This is a genomic window from Buttiauxella sp. 3AFRM03 (genome assembly GCF_003675305.1).
Taxonomy (GTDB): Bacteria; Pseudomonadota; Gammaproteobacteria; order Enterobacterales; family Enterobacteriaceae; genus Buttiauxella; species Buttiauxella ferragutiae.
The window spans coordinates 3,694,030-3,720,588 of the sequence record NZ_CP033076.1; the positions used below are offsets into that span (position 1 = coordinate 3,694,030).

Here is a 26,559-nt window from a genome sequence, read left to right on the forward strand (position 1 = left end):
AAGTCCTTTCTTATTGGGGTTTATTGGCGCTCGGTTCTTCCTCATCTTCTTTTACTTCGGTATTCGCCGTCAGAAGAAAAGGAGATTGTTGCCAGCGGGTGCGTTTGCCCTGCAAAAGCGTGCGCGTCAGCACAATGCCAATTGCCAGCGCCAGTAACATCATCAGGCGCAAAATATTGGTGGTGTTATCCACTTGCTTGGCTTCAGTGGGTAGCGTGTGGGTATCGAGCGTGATGCGTAGATAGCCTACAGGCCCATCTTTATCTTCAATCGGTTGAACAATTTGCTGATTAAAATAACTGCCCGCTTTTTTCCCATCCAGAGCGAGTCGATCGCGCACGGCGATCCCTTCGCCCGCATGTGCGACCTGGCTGCCGCCGTTGTCGTAAACACCTGCATCCAGAATTCGGCTGTCCTGAGTCAATAAATTCAGCACTGTTGAAATCTTTTTCTCATCAGGATTTTCAGACTTCATCAATGGAATCAGGTTATAGCTCACCTGCCGTGCCAGGGTTCTTGCCAGTTCTTCAAGTTGCACGTTCCGGGCTTGTTGATGCCCCTGGCTAAACCACGACGCGCCCTGCATCAGTGCGACTAAAAGTGCGAGGCAGATAAGCACAATCACTGCACGATGCAGCCTAAATTTCATTTTTGCCCGAGCCATAATGCACCTTCAATAAATTGCTTACTTTAATGTTGCCAGAAGCGGCGTGGACAAGGTAGCCTCATGCGTTGTTTTGTTCCGAATACCCTTAATCATTCGAATTGCTGCAGTGTTGGCTGTAATCCGAATGATTAATGCTATCTCTTAAATCTTTCCTGGAGTTGTGATGCCGAATAGTCTGACCTGGTGCGACCTGCCAACCGACGTATCTCTCTGGCCTGGTTTGCCGCTATCGTTAAGTGGCGATGAAGTTATGCCACTCGATTACCGTGCTGGCCGCAGCGGCTGGCTTCTGTATGGTCGGAATCTGGATAAAGAGTGCCTGAATCGCTATCAACGTAAGTTAGGCGCGGCGATGGTTATCGTCACCGCGTGGTGCGTTGAAGATTATCAGGTTATTCGCCTGGCCGGTTCATTAACTCCTCGCGCTACCAAACTTGCCCACGAAGCCGGTCTGGATGTTGCGCCACTGGGCAAAATCCCGCATCTGCGCACGCCTGGCCTGCTGGTGATGGACATGGATTCCACCGCCATCCAAATAGAATGTATCGATGAAATCGCGAAACTGGCAGGCACTGGCGAAATGGTGGCTGAAGTCACCGAGCGCGCGATGCGTGGCGAGCTGGATTTTGCCGCAAGCTTGAAACAACGCGTTGGCACGCTTAAAGGTGCTAACGCGTCTATTCTGCGCCAGGTGCGTGATGAACTACCGTTGATGCCAGGGCTGACGTCACTGGTACTTAAGCTTGAATCTCTTGGCTGGAAAGTTGCGATTGCCTCCGGTGGTTTCACCTTCTTCGCCGAATATCTGCGCGACAAATTGCATTTAGATGCAGTGGTGGCAAACGAGCTGGAAATCTGCGACGGCAAGCTCACTGGCGAAGTCATCGGTCAAATCGTTGATGCACAATTCAAAGCCACAACGCTCCAGCGTCTGGCAGATAAATACGAAATCCCCGTCGCGCAAACCGTCGCGATTGGTGATGGGGCGAATGACTTACCGATGATTCAATCGGCGGGCCTGGGCATTGCTTTCCACGCTAAACCTAAAGTGAATGAGAAAACAGAAGTCACCATCCGTCATGCTGATTTGATGGGCGTATTCTGCATTCTGTCCGGTAGCCTTATCCAGGAAGAACGCTAATGGCAAAAGCTCCGAAACGCGCCTTTGTCTGCAACGAGTGCGGCGCAGACTATCCTCGCTGGCAGGGGCAATGTAGCGCCTGTCACGCATGGAACACGATCACTGAGGTGCGCATTGCCGCCTCGCCGACGGTTGCGCGTAATGAGCGTTTGTCAGGTTATGCCGGTAGTGCGGGCGTCAGTAAAGTTCAAAAACTTTCTGAAATCAGCCTCGAAGAGCTGCCGCGTTTTTCTACTGGTTTTAAAGAGTTTGACCGCGTGTTAGGCGGCGGTGTGGTGCCGGGAAGTGCCATTCTGATTGGTGGTAATCCTGGTGCAGGTAAATCCACGCTGCTGTTGCAAACCTTATGCAAGCTCAGCGAACAGATGAAAACGTTGTACGTCACCGGTGAAGAGTCTCTGCAACAGGTGGCGATGCGCGCCCACCGTCTTGGGTTGCCGACCAATAACCTGAATATGCTTTCGGAAACTGGCATCGAACAAATCTGTATGATTGCCGAAGAAGAAGCGCCGAAGCTGATGGTTATCGACTCCATTCAGGTGATGCACATGGCCGACGTACAGTCGTCGCCTGGCAGCGTGGCGCAGGTGCGTGAGTCAGCCGCTTATCTGACGCGCTTTGCTAAAACGCGCGGTGTGGCGATTATCATGGTCGGCCACGTCACCAAAGATGGTTCGCTTGCCGGGCCAAAAGTGCTCGAACACTGTATCGACTGCTCGGTGATGCTCGATGGCGATGCCGATTCCCGTTTCCGCACGCTGCGCAGCCACAAAAACCGCTTTGGTGCGGTGAATGAGTTGGGCGTGTTTGCCATGACGGAGCAAGGGCTGCGTGAAGTGAGCAACCCTTCCGCTATTTTCCTGAGCCGTGGAGATGAAGTGACGCCCGGCAGTTCGGTTATGGTGGTGTGGGAAGGCACGCGCCCATTGCTGGTAGAGATTCAGGCGCTGGTGGATCAATCCATGATGTCCAACCCGCGCCGTGTCGCCGTGGGTCTTGAGCAAAACCGCCTGGCGATTCTGCTGGCCGTTTTGCACCGCCACGGTGGCCTGCAAATGGCTGACCAGGATGTGTTTGTCAACGTGGTCGGTGGCGTAAAAGTCACCGAAACCAGTGCTGACCTTGCCTTGTTGTTGGCGATGGTTTCCAGCCTGCGCAACCGTGCTTTGCCGCAAGATTTGGTGGTGTTTGGTGAAGTCGGGTTAGCCGGGGAAATTCGTCCGGTGCCAAGCGGCCAGGAGCGTATTTCAGAAGCTGCAAAACACGGCTTTAAACGTGCGATTGTGCCGCAGGCCAACGTGCCGAAAAAACTACCGGAAGGGATGCAGGTCTTCGGTGTGAAAAAACTGGCTGATGCGTTGTCGGTGTTTGACGACTTATAATTGATATTTGCCCAATTTTGCAGGAGGCAGCATGTCGTCTTTTGATTATCTGAAGACTGCTATTCGTCAGCAGAGCGTTACGCTACAGCAAGTTGCAGAATCCTGCGGCATGACCAAGGGCTATCTTAGCCAGTTACTGAACGCCAAAATCAAAAGCCCAAGCGCGCAGAAACTGGAAGCATTGCACCGTTTTTTGGGGCTGGAATTTCCACGGCGTGAGAAAAAAGTGGGCGTGGTATTCGGTAAGTTTTATCCGTTGCATACTGGCCATATCTATCTGATTCAGCGCGCGGCAAGCCAGGTTGATGAACTGCATATCATCATGGGCTATGACGAAACCCGCGATCGCTTGCTGTTTGAAGACAGTGCGATGTCGCAGCAACCGACCACCGGTGACCGCCTGCGCTGGCTGTTACAGACCTTCAAGTATCAGAAAAATATCCGCATTCATTCGTTTAACGAAGAAGGGATGGAACCGTATCCGCACGGTTGGGATGTCTGGAGTCGCGGTATCAAAGCGTTCATGGAAAGCAAAGGGATTAACCCCGACTGCATCTATACCTCCGAAGAGAGCGATGCGCCCCGTTTTATTGAACAGCTCGGCATTGAAACGGTGCTTATCGACCCGAAGCGCACCTTCATGAATATCAGCGGCGGGCAGATTCGCGAAAACCCATTCCGCTATTGGGAATACATTCCTACCGAAGTAAAACCGTTCTTTGTGCGAACCGTGGCTATTCTGGGCGGCGAATCGAGCGGTAAATCGTGGATGGTGAATAAGCTCGCCAACATTTTTAATACCACCAGTGCCTGGGAATATGGGCGTGATTACGTCTTTTCGCACCTTGGCGGTGATGAGATGGCGCTGCAATATTCTGACTACGACAAGATTGCTATTGGGCATGCTCAGTACGTTGATTTTGCCGTTAAATACGCCAATAAAGTCGCATTTATTGATACTGACTTTGTGACGACTCAGGCGTTCTGCAAAAAGTATGAAGGGCGTGAGCACCCGTTTGTACAGGCCCTGATCGACGAGTACCGCTTTGATCTGGTGATTTTGCTGGAAAACAATACGCCGTGGGTAGCGGATGGTTTACGCAGCCTTGGCAGTGATACCGACAGGAAATCTTTCCAGAACTTGCTGGTGTCGATGCTGAATGAAAACAACATTAGCTACGTGCATGTGGAAGAGTCTGACTACGATTCACGCTTCTTGCGCTGTGTGGATTTGGTGAAGGGCTTAATTGGCGAGCGTGGATAAAACAACCCTCACCCCGGCCCTCTCCCTGATGGAGAGGGAGAAAACCGCTTAATTCCCTCGCCTGAGGGAGAGGGATAAAACCGCTTAATTCCCTCGCCTGAGGGAGAGGGAGAAAACCGTTAATTCCCTCTCCTGGGGGAGAGGGAGAAAGCCGTTAATTCCCTCTCCTGGGGGAGAGGGTTAGGGTGAGGGCGTTACAACAATTACTTCGTTACACGCTTGTACTTAATACGCTTAGGTTCCAGCGCATCTGCACCCAGGGTGCGTTTCTTGTACTCTTCGTACTCAGTAAAGTTACCTTCAAAGAACTCCACTTTACCTTCATCCTGGTAATCCAGAATATGCGTGGCGATACGGTCAAGGAACCAACGGTCGTGCGAGATAACCATGGCACAGCCTGGGAACTCCAGCAGGGCGTTTTCTAACGCGCGCAGGGTTTCGATATCCAGGTCGTTGGTTGGTTCATCGAGCAGCAGTACGTTGCCGCCAACTTGCAGCAGCTTCGCCAGGTGCAGACGACCACGCTCACCACCGGACAACTCACCAACACGTTTACCCTGGTCAACGCCTTTAAAGTTAAAGCGACCAACGTAAGCGCGGCTTGGCATTTCGGTGTTGCCGATACGCATGATGTCCTGACCGCCGGAAACTTCTTCCCACACGGTTTTGCTGTTATCCATCGCGTCACGGAACTGATCGACAGAAGCCAGTTTCACGGTTTCACCTAGTTCAATGGTGCCGCTGTCTGGTTGTTCCTGGCCTGACATCATACGGAACAGGGTAGATTTACCCGCGCCGTTCGGGCCGATGATCCCGACAATCGCGCCTTTCGGTACGGCGAATGTCAGGTCTTCAATCAGCAGGCGGTCGCCGTAGGATTTACGCAGGTTGGTAACCTCAACGACTTTATCGCCCAGACGTGCGCCTGGTGGGATAAACAGTTCGTTGGTTTCGTTACGTTTCTGGTATTCAGTGCTGTTAAGTTCTTCAAAGCGAGCCAGACGCGCCTTGCCTTTAGACTGGCGGCCTTTCGCACCCTGACGTACCCACTCCAGCTCTTTCTCAATGGATTTACGGCGAGCCGCTTCCGATGAGGCTTCCTGAGCCAGACGTTCGTCTTTCTGCTCAAGCCATGAGGAGTAGTTACCTTCCCACGGAATACCTTCGCCGCGGTCAAGTTCCAGAATCCAGCCAGCCACGTTATCGAGGAAGTAACGGTCGTGGGTAATCGCCACAACGGTGCCTTCGAAATCGTGCAGGAAGCGCTCGAGCCACGCCACGGATTCAGCATCCAGGTGGTTCGTTGGTTCGTCGAGCAGCAGCATGTCTGGTTTTTCGAGCAGCAGGCGGCAAAGTGCTACGCGGCGGCGCTCACCACCAGACAGGTTTTCAATTTTAGCGTCCCACTCCGGCAGACGCAGTGCATCAGCAGCACGCTCCAGTTGAACATTCAGGTTATGGCCATCGTGTGCCTGGATGATTTCTTCAAACTTGCCTTGCTGTGCAGCAAGCTTATCGAAGTCAGCGTCTGGTTCGGCATATTTTGCGTAGACTTCATCCAGACCTTTCAGCGCGTTAACGACTTCGGATACCGCTTCTTCAACGGATTCACGAACCGTGTGCTCGAGGTTGAGCTGAGGTTCCTGAGGCAGATAGCCAATTTTCAAACCAGGTTGTGGACGGGCTTCGCCTTCGATGTCGGTATCAATGCCGGCCATAATGCGCAGCAGCGTGGATTTACCGGAACCGTTCAGACCCAGTACACCAATTTTGGCGCCAGGGAAGAAACTGAGCGAGATGTTTTTCAGAATATGGCGTTTCGGCGGAACAACTTTGCCGACACGATGCATGGTATAAACGAATTGAGCCACAGTGCGACTTCGCCTCTTTTTCGTGATTTAAGATGGTGCGTATTAGTGGCGAAGTGTAGCCGTTTTCAGCAGGTAATCCCAGCAGGGGAAGCGGGATGTGTTACCCGAAACCGCCTTAACGCTTTTATCGACAAAATAACGCCCTTTGGCGTGGCGAATCTGTAATACCAGGGTTAGCATGAAGTAATTAATGGCGGCACGATGCTGCCGGTGAACATGTGAGGAGAACTTGTGGGGATAGCCAAACAAGTCGTGGGACAATTGCTGGTCGCAGTTGTAAGCCTTGCGGCAATAACTCATGCAGTTCGCGCGGATTCGCTCGACGAGCAACGCAGCCGATATGCACAAATCAAACAAGCATGGGATAACAAGCAAATGGATGTGGTGCAGCGCATGTTGCCCACGTTGCAGGATTATCCACTTTATCCTTATCTCGAATATCGCCTTATCACTGATGATTTAATGAATGAGCCAACGCTCGCCGTCAGTCAGTTTATTGAGGCTAACCCTACGTTACCACCAGCCCGCGCGCTGAAATCACGCTTTGTTAATGAACTGGCTCGCCGCGAAGACTGGCGTGGTCTGCTGGCGTTTAGCCCTGAACAACCGGGCACCACCGAATCCAAATGTAATTATTACTACGCCAAATGGAATACCGGCCAGGTAGATGCCGCATGGGTCGGAGCCAAGGATCTGTGGCTAACGGGCAAAAATCTGCCATCGAGCTGCGATCGTCTGTTCTCAGCATGGCGATCGTCGGGAACGCAAGATCCGTTGGCTTACCTGGAACGTATTCGTCTGGCGATGAAAGAAGGTAACTCTTCACTGGTGACCAATCTCGCAAGCCAAATGCCTGCGCAATTCCAGACCATTTCCAGCGCACTGATCAGCCTACAAAACGACCCGAAAACAGTGCTGTCGTTTGCCCGCACCGTTGGTGCAACTGACTTTACGCGCCAGGCGGCTGCGGTGGCGTTCACGCGTGTCGCGCGCGATGACGTAGAAAATGCGCGTTTGATGATCCCCTCACTGATTCAGGCGCAGCAATTGAATGACGCACAGGCTCAGGAACTCAGAGACACTGTTGCATGGCGGTTAATGGGCAACGACGTGACGGCTGAGCAAGCGGCATGGCGCGATGATGCAATCATGCGTTCTGAATCAACCTCGCTGGTTGAGCGACGTGTGCGTATGGCGCTGGGAACGGGTGATCGTACAGGCCTGAATACCTGGCTTGCACGCTTGCCAATGGAAGCTAAAGAGAAAGATGAATGGCGCTACTGGCAGGCAGATTTGTTGCTGGAACGTGGTCGTGATTCGGAAGCAAATGAGATCCTTCTCTCGCTGATGCAACAACGCGGATTTTATCCAATGGTGGCGGCTCAACGCCTGGGGGAAGAATATCCGTTACGCGTCGACAAAGCGGTGGCGGTGAATCCGGCGTTAGTTCAGGGGCCAGAAATGGCGCGTGTTCGCGAGCTGATGTACTGGAATTTGGATAACACTGCACGCAGCGAATGGGCTAATTTGATCTCCAGTCGCAGCAAACCAGAACAGGAAGGATTAGCACGTTACGCGTTTGATCAAAATTGGTGGGATCTCAGCGTGCAGGCGACGATCGCCGGGAAGCTTTGGGATCATCTGGAAGAGCGATTCCCACTGGCTTACAAAGATATTTTCGCCCGCTACGTGAGCGGCAAAGACATCTCGCAAAGTTATGCCATGGCGATTGCGCGTCAGGAAAGTGCCTGGAACCCGAAAGTCAGGTCACCGGTGGGGGCGAGTGGTCTGATGCAGGTTATGCCGGCTACAGCCGCACATACGGTGAAGGTTTTTGGTATTCCGGGTTACAGCAGCCCATCGCAACTGCTTGAGCCAGAAACCAATATCAATATTGGTACGACTTATTTGCAGTCCGTCTCTCAGCAATTTGAGAACAACCGGATTTTCTCATCCGCTGCTTATAACGCGGGGCCTGGGCGAGTCAGAACCTGGCTTGGCAATAGTGCCGGACGCATTGACGCGGTGGCGTTTGTTGAGAGTATTCCTTTCTCGGAAACACGTGGATATGTGAAAAACGTGCTGGCATATGATGCGTACTATAAGTACTTCATGGGTAAATCTGCACCATTGCTGACAGAGGCTGAATGGCAACGCCGTTATTGATTTTGCAGTGTCTATGATATTGTATCGTACTAGTTGAATAGTATGGTGGCGACATGACTCAGCATTCTCAATACTCGGCAGAGCACGCCGAGCAAAGCAATCAGGAGTGGCTCCGTTTTGTGGAGCTGCTCCAGCAATCGTTCGATAAACAGCTGCATATGCCGTTGTTAATGTTGTTGCTGACCCCAGACGAACGTACCGCCCTCGGAACACGGGTCAGAATTATCGAAGAGTTATTGCGCGGTGAGATGAGCCAGCGGGAACTCAAAAATGAACTTGGCGCGGGAATTGCCACCATTACGCGCGGTTCAAATAGCCTGAAATCTGCTCCACCGGCATTGCGTACCTGGCTGGAGCAGGAATTATTAGGCAATAAAAGTTAGCTATAAATCGCGTTGTGGAACGGGCTAAGCGCCAGAATCACCGCCTGCTGGTAAACGCTGCTGCGCGTGAGCTTCCCGGCGGTAAATACCCCAATCGCGCCTTCTTTATTGCCAATTTTATCGATGCCGGTATATGCCGACATCACCGGCCCTAAAGCTTCTCCCGCGCGGACTTTTTCAAGAATAATCGACGGTAGAGGCAGTGTGGCCGAACGGGCTTCGCCGCGCTGGTTTTGGTTTTCAATAACCACCCAGCTAAAAGTACTGTCGTCATCAATTCCCGCTTCAACCGCAACCCAAAAATCGGCTTCAGGGCGAACCTGACGGGCATTCATTACCCGGCATCGTGCGCCAGTTCGCGTTTCATGGTTTCCGAAGGGTTGTTCTGGCACTCCGCTATCGACGGCAACGGGTTCAATATGGCAGCATCCTTCACCAAAGATGTCGTCGAATGCCTGGTGAATTGCCTGAATTTTAGCTGGATTGGTTGTTGCGCAGACGACATGGTACATAATCAGTGAAACTCTCTAGAAATTGTTGCCGCAGTATAACGGATAAATCGCATGTTACAGGTATACCTTGTTCGCCACGGCGAAACGCAGTGGAATGCAGAACGTCGCATTCAGGGCCAGTCAGACAGTGCGCTGACTGAAAAAGGGGAACGTCAGGCCGAGCAGGTGGCCGAGCGTGCCAAAACGTTAGGCATTACACACGTCATCTCCAGTGATTTAGGGCGTACCCGCCACACTGCTGAGATTATCGCTCTTGCATGTGGTGTAGATGTCACGCTGGATTCGCGTTTACGTGAACTGGATATGGGGGTGTTAGAACGCCGCAATCTGGACACGCTAAACGAAGAAGAAGAAGGCTGGCGTCGCCAACTGGTGAATGGCACGACCGATGGGCGAATTCCCGATGGGGAAAGCATGCTTGAGATGAGCGAGCGTATGCACGCGGCTTTAAATGCTTGCCTGGATTTACCATCTGGTAGCCGCCCATTGCTGGTTAGCCACGGTATGGCGTTAGGTTGCCTGGTGAGTACCATTCTGGGATTACCGGCCTGGGCTGAACGTCGCTTACGTTTAAGAAACTGTTCGATTTCCCGTGTCGATCACCAGCACAGCCCGTGGTTAGCTTCTGGCTGGGTGGTAGAAACGGCAGGGGACATCTCACATTTAGACGCCCCTGCGTTGGATGAATTACAGCGTTAATTAACGACGTACTGGGATCAGATATTCACATCTGATCTGCATTGGTCGGTCCTGAACACGCGCTTCTTCTTGCGGGAAGAAGCGTTCAATATCCTGACCTTTACGGCGCGTCAGATTAAGCGATGGCATGCAGGTGCCATAAATTGTCAGGATGAACTCCTGCAAACCGGTGCCCGGGCCTTCGTAGTCGAATTGCACGTAGTCACCACCTTCCAACCTGACCGGATGAGAGTCTGGTAAGAATCCATTCGCCATTTCTGGTGTCAGCGCAGTGGTATAGAAGACTTCCTGTTCGTCATCTTTCTCAATGCTTGGACGTGGCTCATGCAGGCCGTATAACACACGTGGCAACGTTGGCGCATTGCCGAGGAATTGTGTCCAGAACTGAATACGCATTTCATTACGGAAATCAGATATTTGCTCAAGCGTACAGCTGTAGCTTTGCGTGACACCCACTAAATGGGTTTCCGGCAGCGTGACAAATTGCGCTTGCGGCAGTGTAAACGCATCTAAACGCAGCGGTGGACGCATACCGAACGAGCTCCAGTCTGGAGAACGGCGATAGAGCGCTGGCGTTTGAGCAAACTGCTTTTTGAATGCACGAGTAAAGGTTTGCTGTGAGTCAAAACGATACTGCAACGCAATATCGAGAATCGGTCGCGCAGTCAGGCGCAGTGCCACAGCAGATTTTGAAAGTCGGCGAGCACGGATGTATGCGCCAATGGCGTGACCCGTGACCTCTTTAAACATCCGTTGTAGATGCCACTTGGAATAACCTGCTTTTGCCGCCACATTATCCAGTGACAGAGGTTGATCCAAATGGCCCTCTAGCCAGGTTAATAGATCACGAATGATCCCTGCCTGATCCATATAATATCCTCATCCTGACACGGTGAGTGCCGTTAATGTGGGCGATGATAGCACTTTTTGTTGTTTTGACATTCAGAGTTTTTTTTAACAAGACGTGCCAAAATCAGCTACTCATTCGGAAAATTTTATTAATAACGTGATATTAAACGATTTTTTAGCACAAAGAGTTAATAGTCTCTAAAGGCAACCTTAACTAATGGTAACAATATGAAATATAAAGTTTTAGCTCCCCTCAGTTTATTACTGCTTGTTTCGTTGGGCGTCAAAGCCGAACAAATTGGTTCAGTAGACACTGTTTTTAAGATGATTGGCCCGGACCATAAAATTGTTGTTGAAGCATTTGATGACCCGGATGTACAAAACGTGACTTGCTATGTTAGCCGTGCAAAAACGGGTGGCATTAAAGGCGGACTGGGTCTGGCAGAAGATACTTCCGATGCGGCGATTTCTTGCCAGCAAGTGGGGCCAGTTGAGCTAAACGAAAAGATAAAAGCAGGTAAAACAGAGGGTGATGTTGTTTTCCAGAAGCGGACATCACTGGTCTTCAAGAAGCTGCAAGTGGTACGTTTCTACGATGCTAAACGCAACACGCTGGCGTATCTGGCTTACTCCGATAAAGTGGTCGACGGTTCGCCTAAAAACGCGATAAGCGCCGTGCCGATTATGCCGTGGAAATAACAGGGAGTTCGTGATGAGCCAGGCCACTATCTGGTTAGTTGAAGATGAAACCAGTATTGCGGATACGTTGATCTATACGTTGCAGCAGGAGGGGTTTTCTGTGCGTGCTTTCGAACGGGGTTTGCCTGTGCTGGATGCCGCGCGAGAAGAACGTCCTGATCTGGCGATTCTTGATGTCGGCTTGCCAGATATTAATGGCTTCGAGCTTTGTCGCCGTTTACTTGCGGATTATCCAGATCTCCCGTTGCTATTTCTGACAGCTCGCAGTGAGGAGGTTGATCGGCTGATTGGCCTGGAGATCGGTGCTGATGATTATATCGCGAAGCCGTTTTCACCTCGTGAAGTGTGTGCGCGGGTGCGAACAGTGCTACGTCGTTTGCAAAAACAACGGCAAGGTCTGACGATAAGTGTACAGCGCATTGGTCAGTTCGAAGTCAATGAAATGGCGGCGCATATTACCTGGTGCCAGCAGCCATTGCTGCTCACCCGCTATGAGTACTTGTTACTGAAGACTTTTTTGCAATGGCCTGGGCGTGTGTTTTCACGCCAGCAACTCATGGATTTAGTGTGGAGTACAGCCGAGGATAGTTTTGATCGAACGGTTGATACACACATCAAAACCTTGCGCGCCAAACTGCGTGCAATTAACCCCGATCTTTCACCGATCAATACGCACCGTGGCTTAGGCTACAGCCTTGGAGTGAGTTGATGCGTATTGGGATGCGTCTGTTGCTGGGCTATTTTTTGATTGTGGCGATTGCGGCCTGGTTTGTTCTCTCTATATTTTTGCAAGAGGTGAAACCAGGCGTCCGGCGTGCAACGGAAGGCACGTTAATTGATACAGCTACATTGCTTGCTGAATTTGCGCGTGCAGATATGCTGGCGGGTAACGCGCAAAATGGTGAGCTGGCCCAGGCTTTTTCCCATCTCAATCAACACAAGCTTAGTGCCAATATCAGCGGCATTACCAAGTCTAAAAATGAATACCGTGTTTATCTGACCAATGACAAAGGCATAGTGCTTTTTGATTCCACTGGAAAAGCGACAGGCCAGGATTACTCGCAATGGAACGATGTTTGGCTCACGCTGAAAGGAAAATACGGCGCACGCAGTACGCCAGTTAATGCAAACAATCCTGAAAGCACCGTAATGTATGTGGCTGCACCCGTCCGCGACGGACAAAACATTATCGGCGTGTTGAGCGTAGGCAAACCAAACAGCGCAATGGACCCGGTAATACGTCGCAGCGAGCGGCGTATTTTGTGGGCGGGTGTTGCGCTGCTTGGCATTGCTTTGATGATTGGTTTCGGGTTTGTGCTGTGGATTAACCGGGCTATCGGGAAACTGGTTCGCTATGCCGACTCGGTCACTACGGAACACCCTTTACCGCTGCCTAAACCTGCCAGTAGTGAATTACGTAAGTTGGCGTTAGCCCTGGAAAGTATGCGGCTGAAACTCGAAGGGAAAACCTACATTGAGCAGTACGTTCATGCTCTGACTCACGAGTTGAAAAGCCCGATGGCGGCGATTCGTGGTGCGGCAGAAATATTACGTGAAGGCCCACCGCCAGAAGTGGTGGAGAAGTTTTCGGCTAACATTCTTCAGCAAAATCTACGCATGCAGCAGTTGGTCGATAATTTATTACGCCAGGCTAAGTTAGAAAGCCGCGCTGAAATTACGGCACAGGCGATAAATCTGCCCACACTTTTTTCCACGTTATGCGATAGCCGTGAAGTGGTCGCTAGCAGTAAACAGATAACGTTAAGAATCGATGAAAACAGCCCTGACGGCACTGTCGTAGAAGGTGACGCCGCCTTACTTGAACAATCGATCGGTAATTTGCTGGATAACGCGCTCGATTTTACCCCGCCAGGTGGTGAGATTGTGTTGAGTGTTGAGCAAAACATTGGGCAGACCGTCATTGTTGTTTCAGACACCGGAAGTGGGATTCCAGATTACGCTCAAGGCCGTTTGTTCGAACGCTTTTACTCATTGCCGCGTAGCAACGGGCAAAAGAGCAGTGGCCTGGGGCTGGCTTTTGTTCAGGAGGTGGCGCGTTTGCACCGCGGAACGATTTCTCTTGAGAATCGCCCTGAGGGTGGTGCGGTCGCTCGTCTGATTTTGCCCGGGAAATAATAATTTCTTCACTTCACTGTCTCTTCACATAACTTCATATCGTCCCCACAAACGCTCGCTATCCTCGCCAAATCAAAAATGGAGGGGATTATGTTTAAATCTGCGTTGTTCTGGAAAGTGATGACTTTGTTGGGATGTATGGCTGTGTTGTTGATTCCGTTGAGTATGCTGAGTTCGCTGATTAATGAACGCAGCAGTTACCGGGATGATGTTGAGCAGTCGCTACGCCAAAGTGCCAGTGGGCCGCAAACCCTTACCGGGCCGCTTATCGCCATTCCTGTCGCGGAGCTGACGACTGTTATGGAAGATAATAAAGAGGTCAAAAAAGAGCGCCGCTTCATTCGCTATTACCTCCCGGAAAACCTGGATATTGTGGGAAAGCAGACCGTTGAACCACGTCATATCGGCATTTATGAGGGGCAAATTTGGCGTACGGCGGTGACTGTGGATGCCACGTTTAATCGCCAGTTGCTCAATCACGATATGGATGAAAATACTCGTTTTGGTACGCCATACGTGGTGCTGGCAGTCGGTGATTCGCGCGGTATCGGCAAAGTAGGTGAACTGGAAATCAACGGAAAAACCTATCCTATTGAACCCGGTAGCAATCTGCCCGGCGTTGAGCAGGGTTTGCATGCCATTCTCCCCATCGAACGCCTTCAGGATGAAAAGCTAACACTGCGTTTTAATCTGGATTTGATGGGCACGAAGCAGCTCGCTGTCGTGCCAATCGGGCGTAATAGCCAGTTCAGCTTAACCAGTAACTGGCCGCATCCTAATTTTATGGGCGATTTCCTGCCACGTGGGCGTACCGTGACGGAAACCGGGTTTACCGCAAACTGGCAAAGTACCTGGTTTGCCAACAATCTTAATGCCAACTTCAGTGATGCTCAGTTAATCGATGTTAATCGCCTTCCTGCGTTTAGCGTCACCGTAGCGAATCCGGTAGACCAGTATCAACTGACAGATCGCGCAGTAAAATATGCCATCTTGCTGATTGGTATGACGTTTATGTGTTTCTTCCTGCTGGAAACATTGACCGGTTTACGCGTTCACCCAATGCAGTATTTACTGGTCGGCCTTTCGCTGGTGATGTTCTATCTCGTTCTGTTAGCCGTTTCTGAACACACAGGGTTTAACCTGGCCTGGCTGCTGGCAAGTTTGGTCTGCGCGGGAATTAACGGTTTCTATCTCAAAGCGGTGCTGAATAGCTGGAAAGCGAGTGCGATGTTTACGCTTGGGTTACTGACTCTTGATGCGGTGCTCTGGCAACTGCTTCAGTCTGAAGACAGTGCTTTGTTGCTTGGCACTGGGGTACTGTTCGTTGCTCTTTCCTCCATTATGCTGCTAACCCGACATATCGATTGGTATGGGATGGGGCAAAAAGTGCAGGCGCTGGCAACAGACGATGCCCAGAAAGATCCAGAGCGGTTCAGGCTGTGGAAATAGCGGTTTAATTCTGGCAAAAGAAAAGGGCGGATTAAAAATCCGCCCTTTCGCAATCATGTTTGATTACAGGTTTATTCCTGTAAATCGCCGCAGAAGCGATAACCTTCGCCGTGAATCGTGGCGATGATTTCAGGTGTATCTGGGGTCGATTCAAAGTGCTTACGAATGCGACGAATCGTGACGTCAACAGTACGGTCGTGTGGTTTCAGCTCACGGCCAGTCATCTTCTTCAGCAATTCAGCACGAGACTGAATTTTCCCAGGGTTTTCACAGAAGTGCAGCATGGCGCGGAATTCGCTACGCGGCAACTTGTACTGCTCGCCATTTGGGCTGACCAATGAACGACTGTTGATATCCAGTTCCCAACCATTGAACTTGTAGCTTTCAACGGAACGACGTTCTTCGCTGATTGCACCGAGGTTCATCGTGCGAGACAACAGGTTGCGCGCGCGGATGGTTAATTCACGTGGATTGAATGGCTTAGTGATGTAATCATCTGCACCGATTTCAAGGCCCAGGATTTTATCCACTTCGTTGTCGCGGCCAGTCAAGAACATCAATGCGACATTGGCTTGCTCACGCAATTCACGCGCCAGCAGCAGGCCATTTTTGCCAGGCAAGTTAATATCCATAATGACCAGGTTGATGTCATTATCGGAAAGAATCTGATGCATTTCAGCGCCATCGGTCGCTTCAAAAACATCATAACCTTCAGCTTCAAAAATGCTCTTTAACGTGTTGCGTGTTACTAATTCGTCTTCGACGATAAGAATGTGCGGGGTCTGCATGTTTGCTACCTAAAATTGCCAACTAAATCAAAACAGGAAGTACAAAAGTCCCTGACCTGCCTAATACATGCCATAAATTAACATGTCTGGCGTAACATGACTAAAGTACGTAATTGCGTTCTTGATGCACTTTCCATCAACGTCAACAACATCATTAGCTTGGTCGTGGGTACTTTTCCCTCTGGACCCGACGGTGTCAAAAACGGTTGTTATCCTATACCATTTTAACAGCAACATAACAGGCAGGACCGCTTTAGACATCTGATAAAACTACGCTTCGTTGACATATATCAAATTCAATTGTAGCACGTTAACAGTTTGATGAAATCATCGTCGCGTTTTGCGAGCATGCGTCACATTTTTCCAATAATCAATATAGTTACGCGTATTGATTATTAAACAATGCAAATCTGATTATTGATAGCAAGCTTATGTATTATTTATCATATAAAACAGAATGATAATGAGCATCAATACATCTTGTAATACTGGTCTAACTACGAAAAAGCATTCAGTGTGTTTATGATTCCCATTGAATGTATTTTATAGATGAATGTTGCGCTAATGTAAATTTTTGCCGCGTATTATCATTTTAATTTTGTGACTATCCATATTTGGATACTTTTTTAAGAGAGTTTTAATGCGTTTTCTAATTATTTTGGTCGCTCCTGCCAGAGCTGAAAATGTTGGTGCAGCAGCCCGCGCAATGAAGACCATGGGATTTGCTGAGTTGCGTGTTGTGGCTAGTGAAGCCGACCGTCAACCAGAAGCCCGTTGGGTCGCGCATGGTTCTGGTGATGTGCTGGATAATGCTCAGCATTTCAATACGCTGGAGGAAGCTTTGCATGACGTCGACTTTACCATTGCGACTACCGCTCGTAGTCGCGCAAAATTCCATTACTACGCCACACCGCAGCAACTGGTTCCGTTACTCGAAGAAAAGCGTAATTGGGTGGGCACTGCCGCGTTGGTGTTTGGGCGTGAAGATTCAGGGTTGACCAACGAAGAGCTTGAACTGGCCGATGTGCTAACTGGCGTACCGATGGTGGCAGATTATCCATCGCTTAATCTCGGGCAGGCTGTAATGGTTTACTGCTATCAGTTATCAGCACTGATGCAGCAAAATGTACCAGAGCATGATGTGGTTGACGCTCAGCAACTGAGTGCACTGCGTTCCAGAATGGCAACGCTCCTTGAGCGTGTAGAAGCCAGCGACGACCAAAAAATGGTCGACTGGCTGCAACAGCGGCTTGGTCTATTAGCTCAGCGTGACACGGCAATGTTGCACCGTTTGCTGCATGATATTGAAAAAAAACTGCCAGTGAAAAATGCTGATAGCTGAATTAATATCAGTGAAAATGGGGTGTGATGCCCCTGCTTTTTCAGCGCAATAAGTACGTTTTTGATGGTTTATCAGCGTTCAGTCATAGTCTTGCTCTTTGTGGCAAAATTAAAAATAAATTGACTTAGCCTACCGGATACTTTAGTCAATATAGGTAAATCATATTACGAGCACACAACATCCATGATTCGCATCAGCCCAATGACAACAATTATTACAACCACCATTACCACAGGTAACGGTGCGGGCTGACGCATACAGGAAAAACGAAAAAAGCCCGCACCTAAACAGTGCGGGCTTTTTTTTGGACCAAAAACTCAAAGGTAATAATAAATGCGAGTGTTGAAATTCGGTGGTACTTCAGTGGCAAATGCAGAACGTTTTCTGCGTGTTGCCGATATCCTGGAAAGCAATGCCAAACAGGGGCAGGTGGCAACCGTGCTGTCTGCCCCGGCGAAAATTACCAATCACCTCGTTGCCATGATTGAAAAAACCATCGGCGGCCAGGATGCAGTACCGAATATCAGCGACGCAGAGCGTATTTTTAGTGAGCTTCTGAAAGGCCTTGCTGATGCACAACCTGGTTTTCCACTCGAACAACTCAAAACTACGGTTGACCAGGAGTTTGCTCAGCTGAAACATGTTCTGCATGGTATCAGCTTGCTGGGACAATGCCCGGACAGCATCAATGCGGCAATCATCTGCCGTGGTGAAAAGCTCTCTATCGCGATCATGGCTGAATTGCTCAAAGCTCGTGGGCACAATGTGACAGTCATCAATCCGGTAGAGAAACTTCTTGCCGTTGGTCACTACCTTGAGTCCACTGTCGATATCTCCGAGTCCACTCGCCGCATCGCCGCAAGCCGCATTCCGGCTGACCATATGATCCTGATGGCAGGCTTTACTGCCGGGAACGACAAAGGTGAGTTAGTTGTTCTGGGACGCAACGGTTCTGATTATTCTGCTGCCGTGCTGGCTGCCTGCTTACGTGCGGATTGTTGTGAGATCTGGACGGATGTAGATGGTGTTTATACCTGTGACCCGCGCCAGGTTCCTGATGCCAGATTATTGAAATCTATGTCGTATCAGGAAGCCATGGAGCTTTCTTATTTCGGCGCTAAAGTTCTTCATCCACGTACCATTTCCCCCATCGCTCAGTTCCAAATTCCTTGCCTGATTAAAAACACCGGAAACCCACAAGCGCCTGGCACCCTCATCGGCGCGGAAAGCGATGATGATGAACTTCCGGTCAAAGGCATCACCAACCTGAATAACATGGCGATGTTCAACGTTTCAGGTCCTGGCATGAAAGGCATGGTTGGCATGGCGGCCCGCGTTTTTGCGGCGATGTCTCGCGCCGGAATTTCTGTGGTGCTGATTACTCAATCATCTTCTGAATACAGCATCAGTTTCTGTGTGCCGCAGGCGGATAGCGTACGTGCACGTCGTGCGATGGATGATGAGTTTTATCTGGAGCTGAAAGAGGGGCTACTGGAGCCGCTGTCTATCATGGAGCATCTGGCGATCATCTCCGTGGTGGGTGATGGCATGCGTACTCTGCGTGGTATTTCTGCCAAGTTCTTTGCAGCGCTGGCTCGCGCCAACATTAATATCGTGGCGATTGCCCAGGGCTCTTCCGAGCGCTCTATCTCTGTTGTGGTCAGCAATGACGAGGCCACCACCGGCGTGCGCGTGACTCATCAGATGTTGTTCAATACCGACCAGGTTATCGAAGTGTTCCTGATTGGTGTCGGCGGTGTGGGTGCGGCATTGGTTGAGCAGGTGAAACGCCAGCAGGCGTGGCTCAAGCAAAAACATATCGATTTGCGCGTGTGCGGCATTGCTAACTCGAAAGCGCTGCTGACCAATATCCACGGCCTGAATCTGGATAACTGGCAGGAAGAGCTGGCGCAGGCAAAAGAGCCGTTCAACCTTGGCCGCCTGATTCGCCTGGTGAAAGAGTACCACTTGCTGAACCCGGTCATTGTTGACTGTACTTCCAGCCAGGCGGTGGCCGATCAGTACGCTGATTTCCTGGGTGAAGGTTTCCACGTGGTGACGCCGAACAAAAAGGCGAACACGTCCACTATGAATTACTACCACCAGATGCGTAACGCTGCGGCGAAATCACGCCGTAAATTCCTTTACGACACTAACGTGGGCGCGGGTTTACCGGTTATCGAAAACCTGCAAAACCTATTGAACGCGGGTGATGAATTACAGCGTTTCTCCGGTATTCTTTCGGGTTCGCTGTCGTTTATCTTTGGCAAACTCGACGAAGGCATGAGCCTTTCTGAAGCTACCAAAGTGGCGCGGGAAATGGGTTACACCGAACCCGATCCGCGTGACGATCTTTCCGGCACGGACGTAGCGCGTAAACTGTTAATCCTGGCGCGTGAAACCGGCAGCCACCTTGAGCTTTCCGATATTGTTATCGAGCCAGTATTGCCAGAGTCGTTTGATTCTACCGGTGACGTCGAATCGTTTATGGCGCGTATTCCACAACTGGACGATGAGTTTTCTGCGCGTGTGGCACAAGCCCGCGACGAAGGAAAAGTGCTGCGTTATGTTGGCGTGATTGAAGCGGACGGCAGCTGCAAAGTTAAAATTGATGCGGTCGATGGTAACGACCCGTTGTATAAAGTTAAAAACGGCGAGAACGCCCTGGCGTTCTATAGCCATTACTATCAGCCGTTACCGCTTGTTCTGCGTGGTTACGGAGCAGGAAATGATGTGACTGCTGCCGGTGTTTTCGCCGACTTATTGCGCACTTTGTCATGGAAGTTAGGAGTTTAAGATGGTTAAAGTATACGCCCCGGCTTCCAGTGCCAATATGAGCGTCGGGTTTGATGTTCTGGGCGCGGCGGTTTCGCCAATAGACGGTTCGCTGCTCGGCGATTATGTGACGGTCGAAGCGGCAGACACCTTTAGTTTGAATAACATCGGCCGCTTTGCCAGTAAATTGCCAGACGAACCGCGCGAAAACATCGTGTATCAGTGCTGGGAACGCTTCTGCCAGGAACTCGGCAAAAATATTCCGGTGAAGATGACGCTGGAAAAAAGCATGCCGATTGGTTCCGGTCTGGGATCCAGCGCATGTTCGGTGGTCGCAGGCTTAATGGCGATGAACGAATACTGCGGCAAGCCGTTGAGCGACACCCGTTTGTTGAGCCTGATGGGCGAGCTGGAAGGGCGCATTTCAGGCAGCGTTCACTACGACAACGTAGCGCCGTGTTTCCTGGGCGGTATGCAGTTGATGATTGAAGAAAATGGCATCATCAGCCAGTCTGTTCCGGGGTTTGATGAATGGCTGTGGGTTCTGGCATATCCGGGCATTAAAGTTTCTACCGCTGAAGCTCGCGCTATTCTTCCTGCACAATATCGCCGTCAGGATTGCATCAGCCACGGTCGCCATCTGGCGGGCTTTATTCACGCCTGCCACACTCGCCAGCCACAGCTGGCGGCAAAACTGATGCGTGATGTGATTGCCGAGCCTTACCGGGCTAAATTACTGCCGCGCTTTAATGAAGCGCGCCAGGCCGCAGCAGATATCGGGGCAGTGGCGAGTGGTATTTCGGGCTCCGGCCCAACTTTGTTTGCGTTGTGCGATAACACTGATACCGCACAACGTGTGGCTGACTGGCTCAGCCAACATTATTTGCAGAACCAGGAAGGTTTTGTACATATTTGCCGTCTGGACACGGCGGGCGCACGAGTTCTGGGATAACGCATGAAACTGTATAACCTTAAAGATCATAACGAGCAGGTCAACTTTGCCCAGGCGATTGTGCAGGGTTTGGGTAAACAGCAGGGCCTGTTTTTTCCTCACGACCTGCCGGAATTTGAACTGACCGAAATCGACGAAATGTTGAAGATGGATTTTGTCACCCGCAGCAGCAAAATTCTGTCTGCTTTTATCGGTGATGAAATCCCGCAAGAAATTCTCGAAGAACGTGTGCGTGCGGCGTTTGCTTTCCCGGCACCGGTGAAAAGCGTCGAGCCAGATATCGGTTGTCTTGAGCTGTTCCATGGCCCGACGCTGGCGTTTAAAGACTTCGGCGGCCGCTTTATGGCGCAGATGCTGACGCATATCAGCGGCGACAAACCGGTCACTATTTTGACCGCGACTTCTGGCGATACCGGGGCTGCGGTAGCGCATGCATTCTACGGCCTGAAAAACGTGCGCGTCGTTATCCTGTATCCGCGTGGCAAAATCAGCCCGCTGCAGGAAAAACTGTTCTGCACGCTCGGCGGCAATATTGAAACTGTCGCGATTGACGGTGATTTTGATGCCTGCCAGGCGCTGGTGAAACAAGCGTTTGATGATGAAGAGCTGAAAGTGGCGCTGGGGTTAAACTCTGCCAACTCCATCAACATCAGCCGTTTGCTGGCGCAGATTTGCTATTACTTTGAAGCGGTGGCGCAGTTGCCACAGGAAGCTCGTAACCAGCTGGTGGTTTCCGTGCCAAGCGGCAACTTTGGCGATTTGACCGCGGGCCTGCTGGCTAAATCGCTCGGTCTGCCTATCAAGCGCTTTATTGCGGCGACCAATGCCAACGACACCGTTCCACGTTTCCTGACCAACGGCGAATGGGCACCGAAAACTACGGTGGCGACACTTTCTAACGCTATGGATGTTAGCCAGCCAAACAACTGGCCGCGTGTGGAAGAGTTGTTCCGCCGTAAGATTTGGCGCCTGACCGATCTGGGTTATGCGACGGTAACTGACGAAACCACCAAAGCCACCATGAAAGAGCTGAAAGCGGTGGGTTATGTTTCCGAGCCACACGCGGCGATCGCCTATCGTGCGCTGCGTGACCAGCTCAAGCCCGGCGAATACGGTTTGTTCCTCGGCACTGCGCATCCGGCGAAATTCAAAGAAAGCGTGGAGGAGATCCTCGGTGAAACTCTGCCACTTCCTGCTGAGCTTGCCGAACGCGCTGATTTACCGCTGCTTTCCCACAATCTACCTGCCGATTTTGCTGCGCTGCGTAAATTGATGATGGCCAAAGCGTAAGTTTTTCGGCTCTCGCCGTGCTAATCCGAGCTGGGAAGCTATAAAGTAATGCCGTTCGTTTAATCGCGAGCGGCATTTTTTTGTCTGATATTTACTGTAGCTGGCAGCCTGGTTCCACGCTTTGGCTAACCACGCGAGTGAACGTCGACAGCGGGCAGTATCCTTCAGCCGTCTGGTCGTTACAGCCAGGAATTTTTAGCTGTACGCTTCCCGCAGGTTGATTAAGGCTAAGTGGTGTTTGGGAGCGCAACTGCTCGAGAGTCTGATACACCATGCTCACGCTAACATATTGTTTCCCTGACTTATCGGCCAAACGCTCAAAGACTAAAGCGCCGCCCGGAGGGGTGTTATCGGGTTGCCCTGGTAGCGTCCAGCGCATGTTGAGCATGCCTGCGATATTGGCAATATTGGTATCGTGCCCGGCAAGAAACAGGATCTTATTGTCAGGTGAGATACCAGGCAGTTTGCTTACGTCGGCTTTCGGCTCCAGCGCGTTGCTGATGGTCTGCAATAAAGGCGTGCCGTTATGTGTGGCGATGTAAGGTGTGCGCGCCATCAAATCAAACTGGGCGTTATGCAGTTTCAGTAGCGACGCCCACTCTTGCTCTGAATGAATATTCTCCCACGCCGCTTGCGGCATCCCTTGGGCATATTCCAGCAGGAAAATTTCAGCAAGCGTAGACGAAAGGCCAATGGCCCCGTCGAGAGCGACTTTGTTGCCATTATCTTTTATCGACAGCTTGCTCGGCATGGATTGCGCTAAATCACAGCTTTTATCCGCACTGTGTTTCTGACACCAGGCCGACGTCGAAAAGTTGAGGGTCGTATTCATCAAGGCCAGAGAGGGAATATAGTGCTGATTCAGATTATCAATGGGGGTTTGAGCTTCTTTTTCAACGGCCTGTTGGACCTGAGTTTTATCCATTGAACAGGTGCCCGCTTTCACCGGATGGAACAGCGGATCGGCTTTTTCAAGATTTTGCTGGTGGTGAATAGTTAAACCACATTGCGGAGCAAGCCCTGCCAGGAAAGCTTCGCCAGTTTTAAGCGTGCGCTGATCAACGTCTGCCCAGACATAAATTGAGTTTGGTGTGGGGCAACTGCCCTGCGATAAAATGCCCTGTTGTTGAAACTTCTCGCGATAAAACCCGCCCATCAGGCTAATCAGATGCTCACCGCGTGGCGTGATATAACCCAATTTTACTGGCCATTCTGGCCAGGTATTGGGTGTTACGTCGCGCATGGTCTGTGTCATTTTGGTGGGTGCTCGCACCCCGTGGCGGCTGAGGATTACCACTTTCTCAACCTGGTAGCCTGAAGCGGGAGTGTCGTTGGCATAGGCCGTAGAGCTTAATGAAAATATGGCGCTCAGTGCTACGAACAGACCAGGGTGAAGCGTCAGTTTTTTGCGGTTAAACGCAGAGAACGTCATTTACAGCCTCTTTTCTTTGGGGTGTTTGAGACTGATAAATATACTCCAGAAGCAAAGCGGTAACGTCGAGTTCGTCTCGTTGTTGTTTGGTCTGTGAAAAAGATCCACGCAGGTGCGTGGATCTTAAAGGGCTTGCGGGAGCATTTTTAGAGCCCGCGTTTAGCCATCATTGCTGCAAGGTCGACCAGGCGGTTAGAGAAGCCCCATTCGTTGTCATACCAGGCCAATATCTTGACCAGATTACCGCCAATCACCAGCGTCGAAAGCCCGTCGATGATAGAAGAACGTGGATCACCCTGATAATCACTCGATACCAGCGGTTCATCGCTGTAGCCCAAAATGCCTTTCAGCGGGCCGCTTGTTGCTGCTTCCAGGAATGCTGCATTCACCTGCGCGACGGTGACCGGGCGTTTTAAGGTTACCGTTAAATCAACGATAGAAACGACGGGTACAGGCACTCGCAATGAGTAACCGGTCAGGCGTCCGTCCAGTTCAGGAATGACTTTGCCTAACGCTTTTGCCGCGCCGCTGGAGTAAGGAACGATGGAGAGGGCGGCAGCTCGCGCCCCACGCAGGTCTTTTTCCGGCTGATCGTGTAACGCCTGACTGTTGGTGTAAGCGTGAGTGGTGTTCATCAAACCGTGTTCAATACCAAACTGCTGATGCAAAACCTGTGCGGCAGGCGCAAGGCCGTTAGTGGTACAGCTGCCATTGCTCACGACATAATGGCGTTCCGGATCGTACTGCTGATGGTTAACGCCCATCACTATCGTCAGGTCGTCATCTTTACCAGGTGCCGAGATGATGACGCGTTTTGCTCCGCCGCTATTGATGTGTACTGCGGCCTGCTCGCGACTGGTAAAGAAACCCGTGGCCTCAATAACAATATCGACGCCCACATCATGCCACGGGATATTTGCCGGATCTCTTTCGCTAAACACGCGAACAAGTTTGCCGTCCACATGCAAATGCCCGTCAGCCGCTTCAACCGGAACAGGCAATCTTCCCATCAGTGAATCGTGTTTCAGCAAGTGAGCAAGGGTTTTGCTGTTTGTCAGATCGTTGATTGCTACAATTTCTACGTCTGCGTTACCCAGCGTGGCGCGTAATACGTTACGACCAATTCTGCCGAAACCATTAATACCGACCTTAACCATGATTGACTCCTTCTTTGAAATGTCTGGAATCACTGTAGGCTTCAGGCAAAGTGGCGTAAATGACAAAAAAGGATCAATTCACGCCATTTTTCGACAATGAAAACGCTCGCGGTATTCGCCCGGTGTGAGGTGTAGTTGACGCTCGAAGGCGCGGCGCAAAGTGATGGTATTGCCGAAGCCCACTTTACTCGCAATCTGCTCGAGCGTTTCCCGCGTTTGCTCAAGGCAATGTCGGGCTGCTGCAAGGCGGGCTTCTTCAACATAGCGCGCTGGTGTGATGCCAGTTTCTTTGCTGAAAACACGCGTGAAGTTACGAGGACTCATCGCGACCCGGTCTGCCAGTTTCTCAACCGACAAATCGGCGGATAGATTTTCAATAAGCCAGTTTTGCAATTGACCTATCGGACTGGAGATGTCGCTTTGCTGGAGGTGGTATCGACTAAATTGCATTTGCCCGCCGGGACGACGCAGATACATCACCAGATCCTGTGCCACGTCGCGAGCAAGCGTAAAGCCATAATCTTCTTCGACCAGTGCGAGGGTCAGATCAAAACCTGAGCTTACTCCGCCAGAAGTCCAGATAGGGCCATCCTGAAGATAGAGCGGACCACTTTCGACTTTGACGTGCGGGTAAGTGGATTGCATCTTTTCCAGCAGATGCCAGTGGGTTGTCGCACGACGGCCGTTAAGTAACCCAGCCTGTGCCAACAACATTGCCCCGCCGCAAATGGAAACAATGCGCTGAGCGTGAGGTGCGGCAAGCTTTAACCAATTGACCACCGCGGTACCTTCTAACTCATCTGATCCTCTCCCCGTGATCATAATGGTATCCCGAGGTTCATAAGGATCAAGTTCGTGCAGGCGATAGTCGGCCAGCAAGTTCAGCCCGGATTGACCGTGGATCACCTGATGAGGCTGAGTGGTCGCAAGTCTTATCTGGTAGCGAGGTTGAGACAAACCTTCCGCCTGTAAGCGGTTGGCTTGCATCAGTATGTCGGCAATTCCGGCGGCTTCGAACAGCACCCCGCCATCGGGAACAATAATCAGAAAGGTTTTCATGTCCTGAAAAGTACGCTTTTAACAAAATAAGTCAAGGTGGGTGTGAGTCTGAATCATGGAGGAAATATGCAGGAAACAAGGAGGGAAAATGTAGGAATTCCCATTAAATGCGGGCGTTCAGAGATTAGGATTGCACAGTATAACAACTCCGCGTTGTTCGGCTTATGCTTTCCTTAACGACCCATAGCGGGTGTGAATGTAGTAAGGAGTGACTTATGTTGAAATCAATAATGTTGGCTTTATCGATTCTGGTGGTGACTCCGCTGGCAGCGCAAGCTTCTGAAATTACGCTTGTCCCGTCAGTCAAACTGCAAATTGGCGAGCAGGACCGGGGCGGTAACTACTGGGACGGTGAACACTGGCGCGACCGTGGCTGGTGGGACGACCACTATGAGTGGCGTGATAATAGATGGCATCCGCATGATAATCACGGTAAGAAAAATGGCCATTATAAAAAAGATAAACATGACAACGGTAATCACTACGGCCAACACAAAAATCACTAAACGGGGTTTGTAGGGTGGATGAGCGTTAGCGTCATCCACC

At 50.9% G+C, this 26,559-nt stretch carries 24 protein-coding genes, 1 pseudogene and 1 other annotated feature; of the genes and pseudogenes, 17 read left to right on the forward strand and 8 right to left on the reverse strand.

What is annotated here, in order from left to right:
* Window positions 1-10: 10 nt before the first annotated feature.
* Window positions 11-664, reverse strand: a complete 654-nt coding sequence (locus D8682_RS26800) for a YtjB family periplasmic protein (protein ID WP_064543354.1) — start codon at window positions 662-664, stop codon at window positions 11-13.
* 166 nt (window positions 665-830) lie between these two features.
* On the opposite strand from D8682_RS26800, the gene serB reads away from it, so the two are divergent.
* Genes serB through nadR form a run of 3 tightly spaced genes read left to right on the forward strand, consistent with a single transcriptional unit; the run spans window position 831 to window position 4,454 of the window.
* Entirely contained in the window at window positions 831-1,808 is a 978-nt protein-coding gene (gene serB, locus D8682_RS18785; protein ID WP_064543357.1) for a phosphoserine phosphatase, read from the forward strand.
* The gene (gene radA, locus D8682_RS18790) at window positions 1,808-3,190 is read left to right on the forward strand and encodes a DNA repair protein RadA (RefSeq protein ID WP_064543359.1); all 1,383 of its coding nucleotides are present in this window, start codon (window positions 1,808-1,810) and stop codon (window positions 3,188-3,190) included. Before serB ends, radA begins: the two co-directional genes overlap by 1 nt.
* A 31-nt stretch (window positions 3,191-3,221) precedes the next feature.
* Complete coding sequence (nadR, locus tag D8682_RS18795) at window positions 3,222-4,454, forward strand: multifunctional transcriptional regulator/nicotinamide-nucleotide adenylyltransferase/ribosylnicotinamide kinase NadR (protein ID WP_064543361.1); 1,233 nt, start codon at window positions 3,222-3,224, stop codon at window positions 4,452-4,454.
* A gap of 203 nt (window positions 4,455-4,657) precedes the next feature.
* Here nadR and ettA read toward each other — a convergent pair whose 3' ends face one another.
* The gene (ettA, locus tag D8682_RS18800) at window positions 4,658-6,325 is read right to left on the reverse strand and encodes an energy-dependent translational throttle protein EttA (RefSeq protein ID WP_064543363.1); all 1,668 of its coding nucleotides are present in this window, start codon (window positions 6,323-6,325) and stop codon (window positions 4,658-4,660) included.
* 231 nt (window positions 6,326-6,556) lie between these two features.
* Here ettA and sltY point away from each other — a divergent pair, with 231 nt between their 5' ends.
* Entirely contained in the window at window positions 6,557-8,491 is a 1,935-nt protein-coding gene (sltY, locus tag D8682_RS18805) for a murein transglycosylase (protein ID WP_064543365.1), read from the forward strand.
* 53 nt (window positions 8,492-8,544) lie between these two features.
* A complete protein-coding gene (gene trpR, locus D8682_RS18810; RefSeq protein ID WP_064543367.1) occupies window positions 8,545-8,874 on the forward strand; it encodes a trp operon repressor in 330 nt (109 codons plus the stop codon).
* On the opposite strand, the gene yjjX is transcribed toward trpR, so the two are convergent.
* Window positions 8,871-9,386, reverse strand: coding sequence for an inosine/xanthosine triphosphatase (yjjX, locus tag D8682_RS18815; RefSeq protein WP_064543369.1), 516 nt, complete (start codon window positions 9,384-9,386; stop codon window positions 8,871-8,873). The genes trpR and yjjX overlap by 4 nt on opposite strands.
* A gap of 51 nt (window positions 9,387-9,437) precedes the next feature.
* Here yjjX and gpmB point away from each other — a divergent pair, with 51 nt between their 5' ends.
* Complete coding sequence (gene gpmB, locus D8682_RS18820; RefSeq protein WP_064543371.1) at window positions 9,438-10,085, forward strand: 2,3-diphosphoglycerate-dependent phosphoglycerate mutase GpmB; 648 nt, start codon at window positions 9,438-9,440, stop codon at window positions 10,083-10,085.
* Here gpmB and robA read toward each other — a convergent pair whose 3' ends face one another.
* Complete coding sequence (gene robA, locus D8682_RS18825; RefSeq protein WP_064543373.1) at window positions 10,086-10,955, reverse strand: MDR efflux pump AcrAB transcriptional activator RobA; 870 nt, start codon at window positions 10,953-10,955, stop codon at window positions 10,086-10,088.
* A 207-nt stretch (window positions 10,956-11,162) separates the two neighbouring features.
* On the opposite strand from robA, the gene creA reads away from it, so the two are divergent.
* The 4 genes from creA to creD all read left to right on the forward strand — a co-directional run bounded on the left by creA (window position 11,163) and on the right by creD (window position 15,218).
* Complete coding sequence (gene creA, locus D8682_RS18830) at window positions 11,163-11,633, forward strand: protein CreA (RefSeq protein WP_064543375.1); 471 nt, start codon at window positions 11,163-11,165, stop codon at window positions 11,631-11,633.
* 13 nt (window positions 11,634-11,646) lie between these two features.
* Complete coding sequence (gene creB, locus D8682_RS18835) at window positions 11,647-12,342, forward strand: two-component system response regulator CreB (RefSeq protein WP_121814868.1); 696 nt, start codon at window positions 11,647-11,649, stop codon at window positions 12,340-12,342.
* Complete coding sequence (gene creC, locus D8682_RS18840; protein WP_064543379.1) at window positions 12,342-13,769, forward strand: two-component system sensor histidine kinase CreC; 1,428 nt, start codon at window positions 12,342-12,344, stop codon at window positions 13,767-13,769. Before creB ends, creC begins: the two co-directional genes overlap by 1 nt.
* 90 nt (window positions 13,770-13,859) lie before the next feature.
* The gene (creD, locus tag D8682_RS18845; protein ID WP_064543381.1) at window positions 13,860-15,218 is read left to right on the forward strand and encodes a cell envelope integrity protein CreD; all 1,359 of its coding nucleotides are present in this window, start codon (window positions 13,860-13,862) and stop codon (window positions 15,216-15,218) included.
* A 71-nt stretch (window positions 15,219-15,289) separates the two neighbouring features.
* Here creD and arcA read toward each other — a convergent pair whose 3' ends face one another.
* On the reverse strand, window positions 15,290-16,006 hold the full coding sequence (arcA, locus tag D8682_RS18850; protein ID WP_034459438.1) for a two-component system response regulator ArcA: 717 nt from the start codon (window positions 16,004-16,006) through the stop codon (window positions 15,290-15,292).
* Window positions 16,007-16,102: 96 nt separating this feature from the next.
* Between arcA and yjjY the strand changes: the two are divergent.
* The 6 genes and pseudogenes from yjjY (at window position 16,103) to thrC (ending at window position 22,365) form a co-directional block, all read left to right on the forward strand.
* Window positions 16,103-16,245, forward strand: a pseudogene (gene yjjY / locus D8682_RS18855) (protein YjjY).
* 401 nt (window positions 16,246-16,646) lie between these two features.
* Entirely contained in the window at window positions 16,647-17,348 is a 702-nt protein-coding gene (locus D8682_RS18865) for a tRNA/rRNA methyltransferase (RefSeq protein ID WP_064543383.1), read from the forward strand.
* Between the two features lie 183 nt (window positions 17,349-17,531).
* Window positions 17,532-17,600 carry a thr operon leader peptide gene (gene thrL, locus D8682_RS18870; RefSeq protein WP_072009468.1) on the forward strand — a complete coding sequence of 23 codons (69 nt, stop codon included), beginning with the start codon at window positions 17,532-17,534 and terminating at the stop codon, window positions 17,598-17,600.
* Window positions 17,539-17,655 (forward strand) — a sequence feature (Thr leader region). Its footprint overlaps the gene before it by 62 nt.
* A gap of 26 nt (window positions 17,656-17,681) precedes the next feature.
* A complete protein-coding gene (thrA, locus tag D8682_RS18875; protein ID WP_121814869.1) occupies window positions 17,682-20,144 on the forward strand; it encodes a bifunctional aspartate kinase/homoserine dehydrogenase I in 2,463 nt (820 codons plus the stop codon).
* Between the two features lies 1 nt (window position 20,145).
* Window positions 20,146-21,075: a homoserine kinase gene (thrB, locus tag D8682_RS18880; protein WP_121814870.1), complete on the forward strand. Its 930-nt coding sequence runs from the start codon at window positions 20,146-20,148 to the stop codon at window positions 21,073-21,075.
* A gap of 3 nt (window positions 21,076-21,078) precedes the next feature.
* Complete coding sequence (gene thrC / locus D8682_RS18885) at window positions 21,079-22,365, forward strand: threonine synthase (protein ID WP_121814871.1); 1,287 nt, start codon at window positions 21,079-21,081, stop codon at window positions 22,363-22,365.
* A 91-nt stretch (window positions 22,366-22,456) separates the two neighbouring features.
* Here thrC and D8682_RS18890 read toward each other — a convergent pair whose 3' ends face one another.
* The 3 genes from D8682_RS18890 to D8682_RS18900 all read right to left on the reverse strand — a co-directional run bounded on the left by D8682_RS18890 (window position 22,457) and on the right by D8682_RS18900 (window position 26,013).
* Complete coding sequence (locus tag D8682_RS18890; protein WP_121814872.1) at window positions 22,457-23,797, reverse strand: AppA family phytase/histidine-type acid phosphatase; 1,341 nt, start codon at window positions 23,795-23,797, stop codon at window positions 22,457-22,459.
* Between the two features lie 146 nt (window positions 23,798-23,943).
* On the reverse strand, window positions 23,944-24,954 hold the full coding sequence (gene gap / locus D8682_RS18895) for a type I glyceraldehyde-3-phosphate dehydrogenase (protein WP_121814873.1): 1,011 nt from the start codon (window positions 24,952-24,954) through the stop codon (window positions 23,944-23,946).
* 78 nt (window positions 24,955-25,032) lie between these two features.
* Complete coding sequence (locus D8682_RS18900) at window positions 25,033-26,013, reverse strand: GlxA family transcriptional regulator (protein WP_121814874.1); 981 nt, start codon at window positions 26,011-26,013, stop codon at window positions 25,033-25,035.
* A gap of 215 nt (window positions 26,014-26,228) precedes the next feature.
* Between D8682_RS18900 and D8682_RS18905 the strand changes: the two genes are divergently transcribed.
* Window positions 26,229-26,519, forward strand: coding sequence for a DUF2502 domain-containing protein (locus D8682_RS18905; protein WP_121814875.1), 291 nt, complete (start codon window positions 26,229-26,231; stop codon window positions 26,517-26,519).
* Window positions 26,520-26,559 lie beyond the last annotated feature (40 nt).

What these genes read in the sequence shown, in the direction of transcription:
- D8682_RS26800 (WP_064543354.1), bottom strand. Translation starts at nt 664, where the DNA reads ATGGCTCGGGCAAAAATGAAATTTAGGCTGCATCGTGCAGTGATTGTG.
- serB (WP_064543357.1), top strand. Translation starts at nt 831, where the DNA reads ATGCCGAATAGTCTGACCTGGTGCGACCTGCCAACCGACGTATCTCTC.
- radA (WP_064543359.1), top strand. Translation starts at nt 1,808, where the DNA reads ATGGCAAAAGCTCCGAAACGCGCCTTTGTCTGCAACGAGTGCGGCGCA.
- nadR (WP_064543361.1), top strand. Translation starts at nt 3,222, where the DNA reads ATGTCGTCTTTTGATTATCTGAAGACTGCTATTCGTCAGCAGAGCGTT.
- trpR (WP_064543367.1), top strand. Translation starts at nt 8,545, where the DNA reads ATGACTCAGCATTCTCAATACTCGGCAGAGCACGCCGAGCAAAGCAAT.
- yjjX (WP_064543369.1), bottom strand. Translation starts at nt 9,386, where the DNA reads ATGTACCATGTCGTCTGCGCAACAACCAATCCAGCTAAAATTCAGGCA.
- gpmB (WP_064543371.1), top strand. Translation starts at nt 9,438, where the DNA reads ATGTTACAGGTATACCTTGTTCGCCACGGCGAAACGCAGTGGAATGCA.
- robA (WP_064543373.1), bottom strand. Translation starts at nt 10,955, where the DNA reads ATGGATCAGGCAGGGATCATTCGTGATCTATTAACCTGGCTAGAGGGC.
- creA (WP_064543375.1), top strand. Translation starts at nt 11,163, where the DNA reads ATGAAATATAAAGTTTTAGCTCCCCTCAGTTTATTACTGCTTGTTTCG.
- creB (WP_121814868.1), top strand. Translation starts at nt 11,647, where the DNA reads ATGAGCCAGGCCACTATCTGGTTAGTTGAAGATGAAACCAGTATTGCG.
- creC (WP_064543379.1), top strand. Translation starts at nt 12,342, where the DNA reads ATGCGTATTGGGATGCGTCTGTTGCTGGGCTATTTTTTGATTGTGGCG.
- creD (WP_064543381.1), top strand. Translation starts at nt 13,860, where the DNA reads ATGTTTAAATCTGCGTTGTTCTGGAAAGTGATGACTTTGTTGGGATGT.
- arcA (WP_034459438.1), bottom strand. Translation starts at nt 16,006, where the DNA reads ATGCAGACCCCGCACATTCTTATCGTCGAAGACGAATTAGTAACACGC.
- D8682_RS18865 (WP_064543383.1), top strand. Translation starts at nt 16,647, where the DNA reads ATGCGTTTTCTAATTATTTTGGTCGCTCCTGCCAGAGCTGAAAATGTT.
- thrA (WP_121814869.1), top strand. Translation starts at nt 17,682, where the DNA reads ATGCGAGTGTTGAAATTCGGTGGTACTTCAGTGGCAAATGCAGAACGT.
- thrB (WP_121814870.1), top strand. Translation starts at nt 20,146, where the DNA reads ATGGTTAAAGTATACGCCCCGGCTTCCAGTGCCAATATGAGCGTCGGG.
- thrC (WP_121814871.1), top strand. Translation starts at nt 21,079, where the DNA reads ATGAAACTGTATAACCTTAAAGATCATAACGAGCAGGTCAACTTTGCC.
- D8682_RS18890 (WP_121814872.1), bottom strand. Translation starts at nt 23,797, where the DNA reads ATGACGTTCTCTGCGTTTAACCGCAAAAAACTGACGCTTCACCCTGGT.
- gap (WP_121814873.1), bottom strand. Translation starts at nt 24,954, where the DNA reads ATGGTTAAGGTCGGTATTAATGGTTTCGGCAGAATTGGTCGTAACGTA.
- D8682_RS18900 (WP_121814874.1), bottom strand. Translation starts at nt 26,013, where the DNA reads ATGAAAACCTTTCTGATTATTGTTCCCGATGGCGGGGTGCTGTTCGAA.
- D8682_RS18905 (WP_121814875.1), top strand. Translation starts at nt 26,229, where the DNA reads ATGTTGAAATCAATAATGTTGGCTTTATCGATTCTGGTGGTGACTCCG.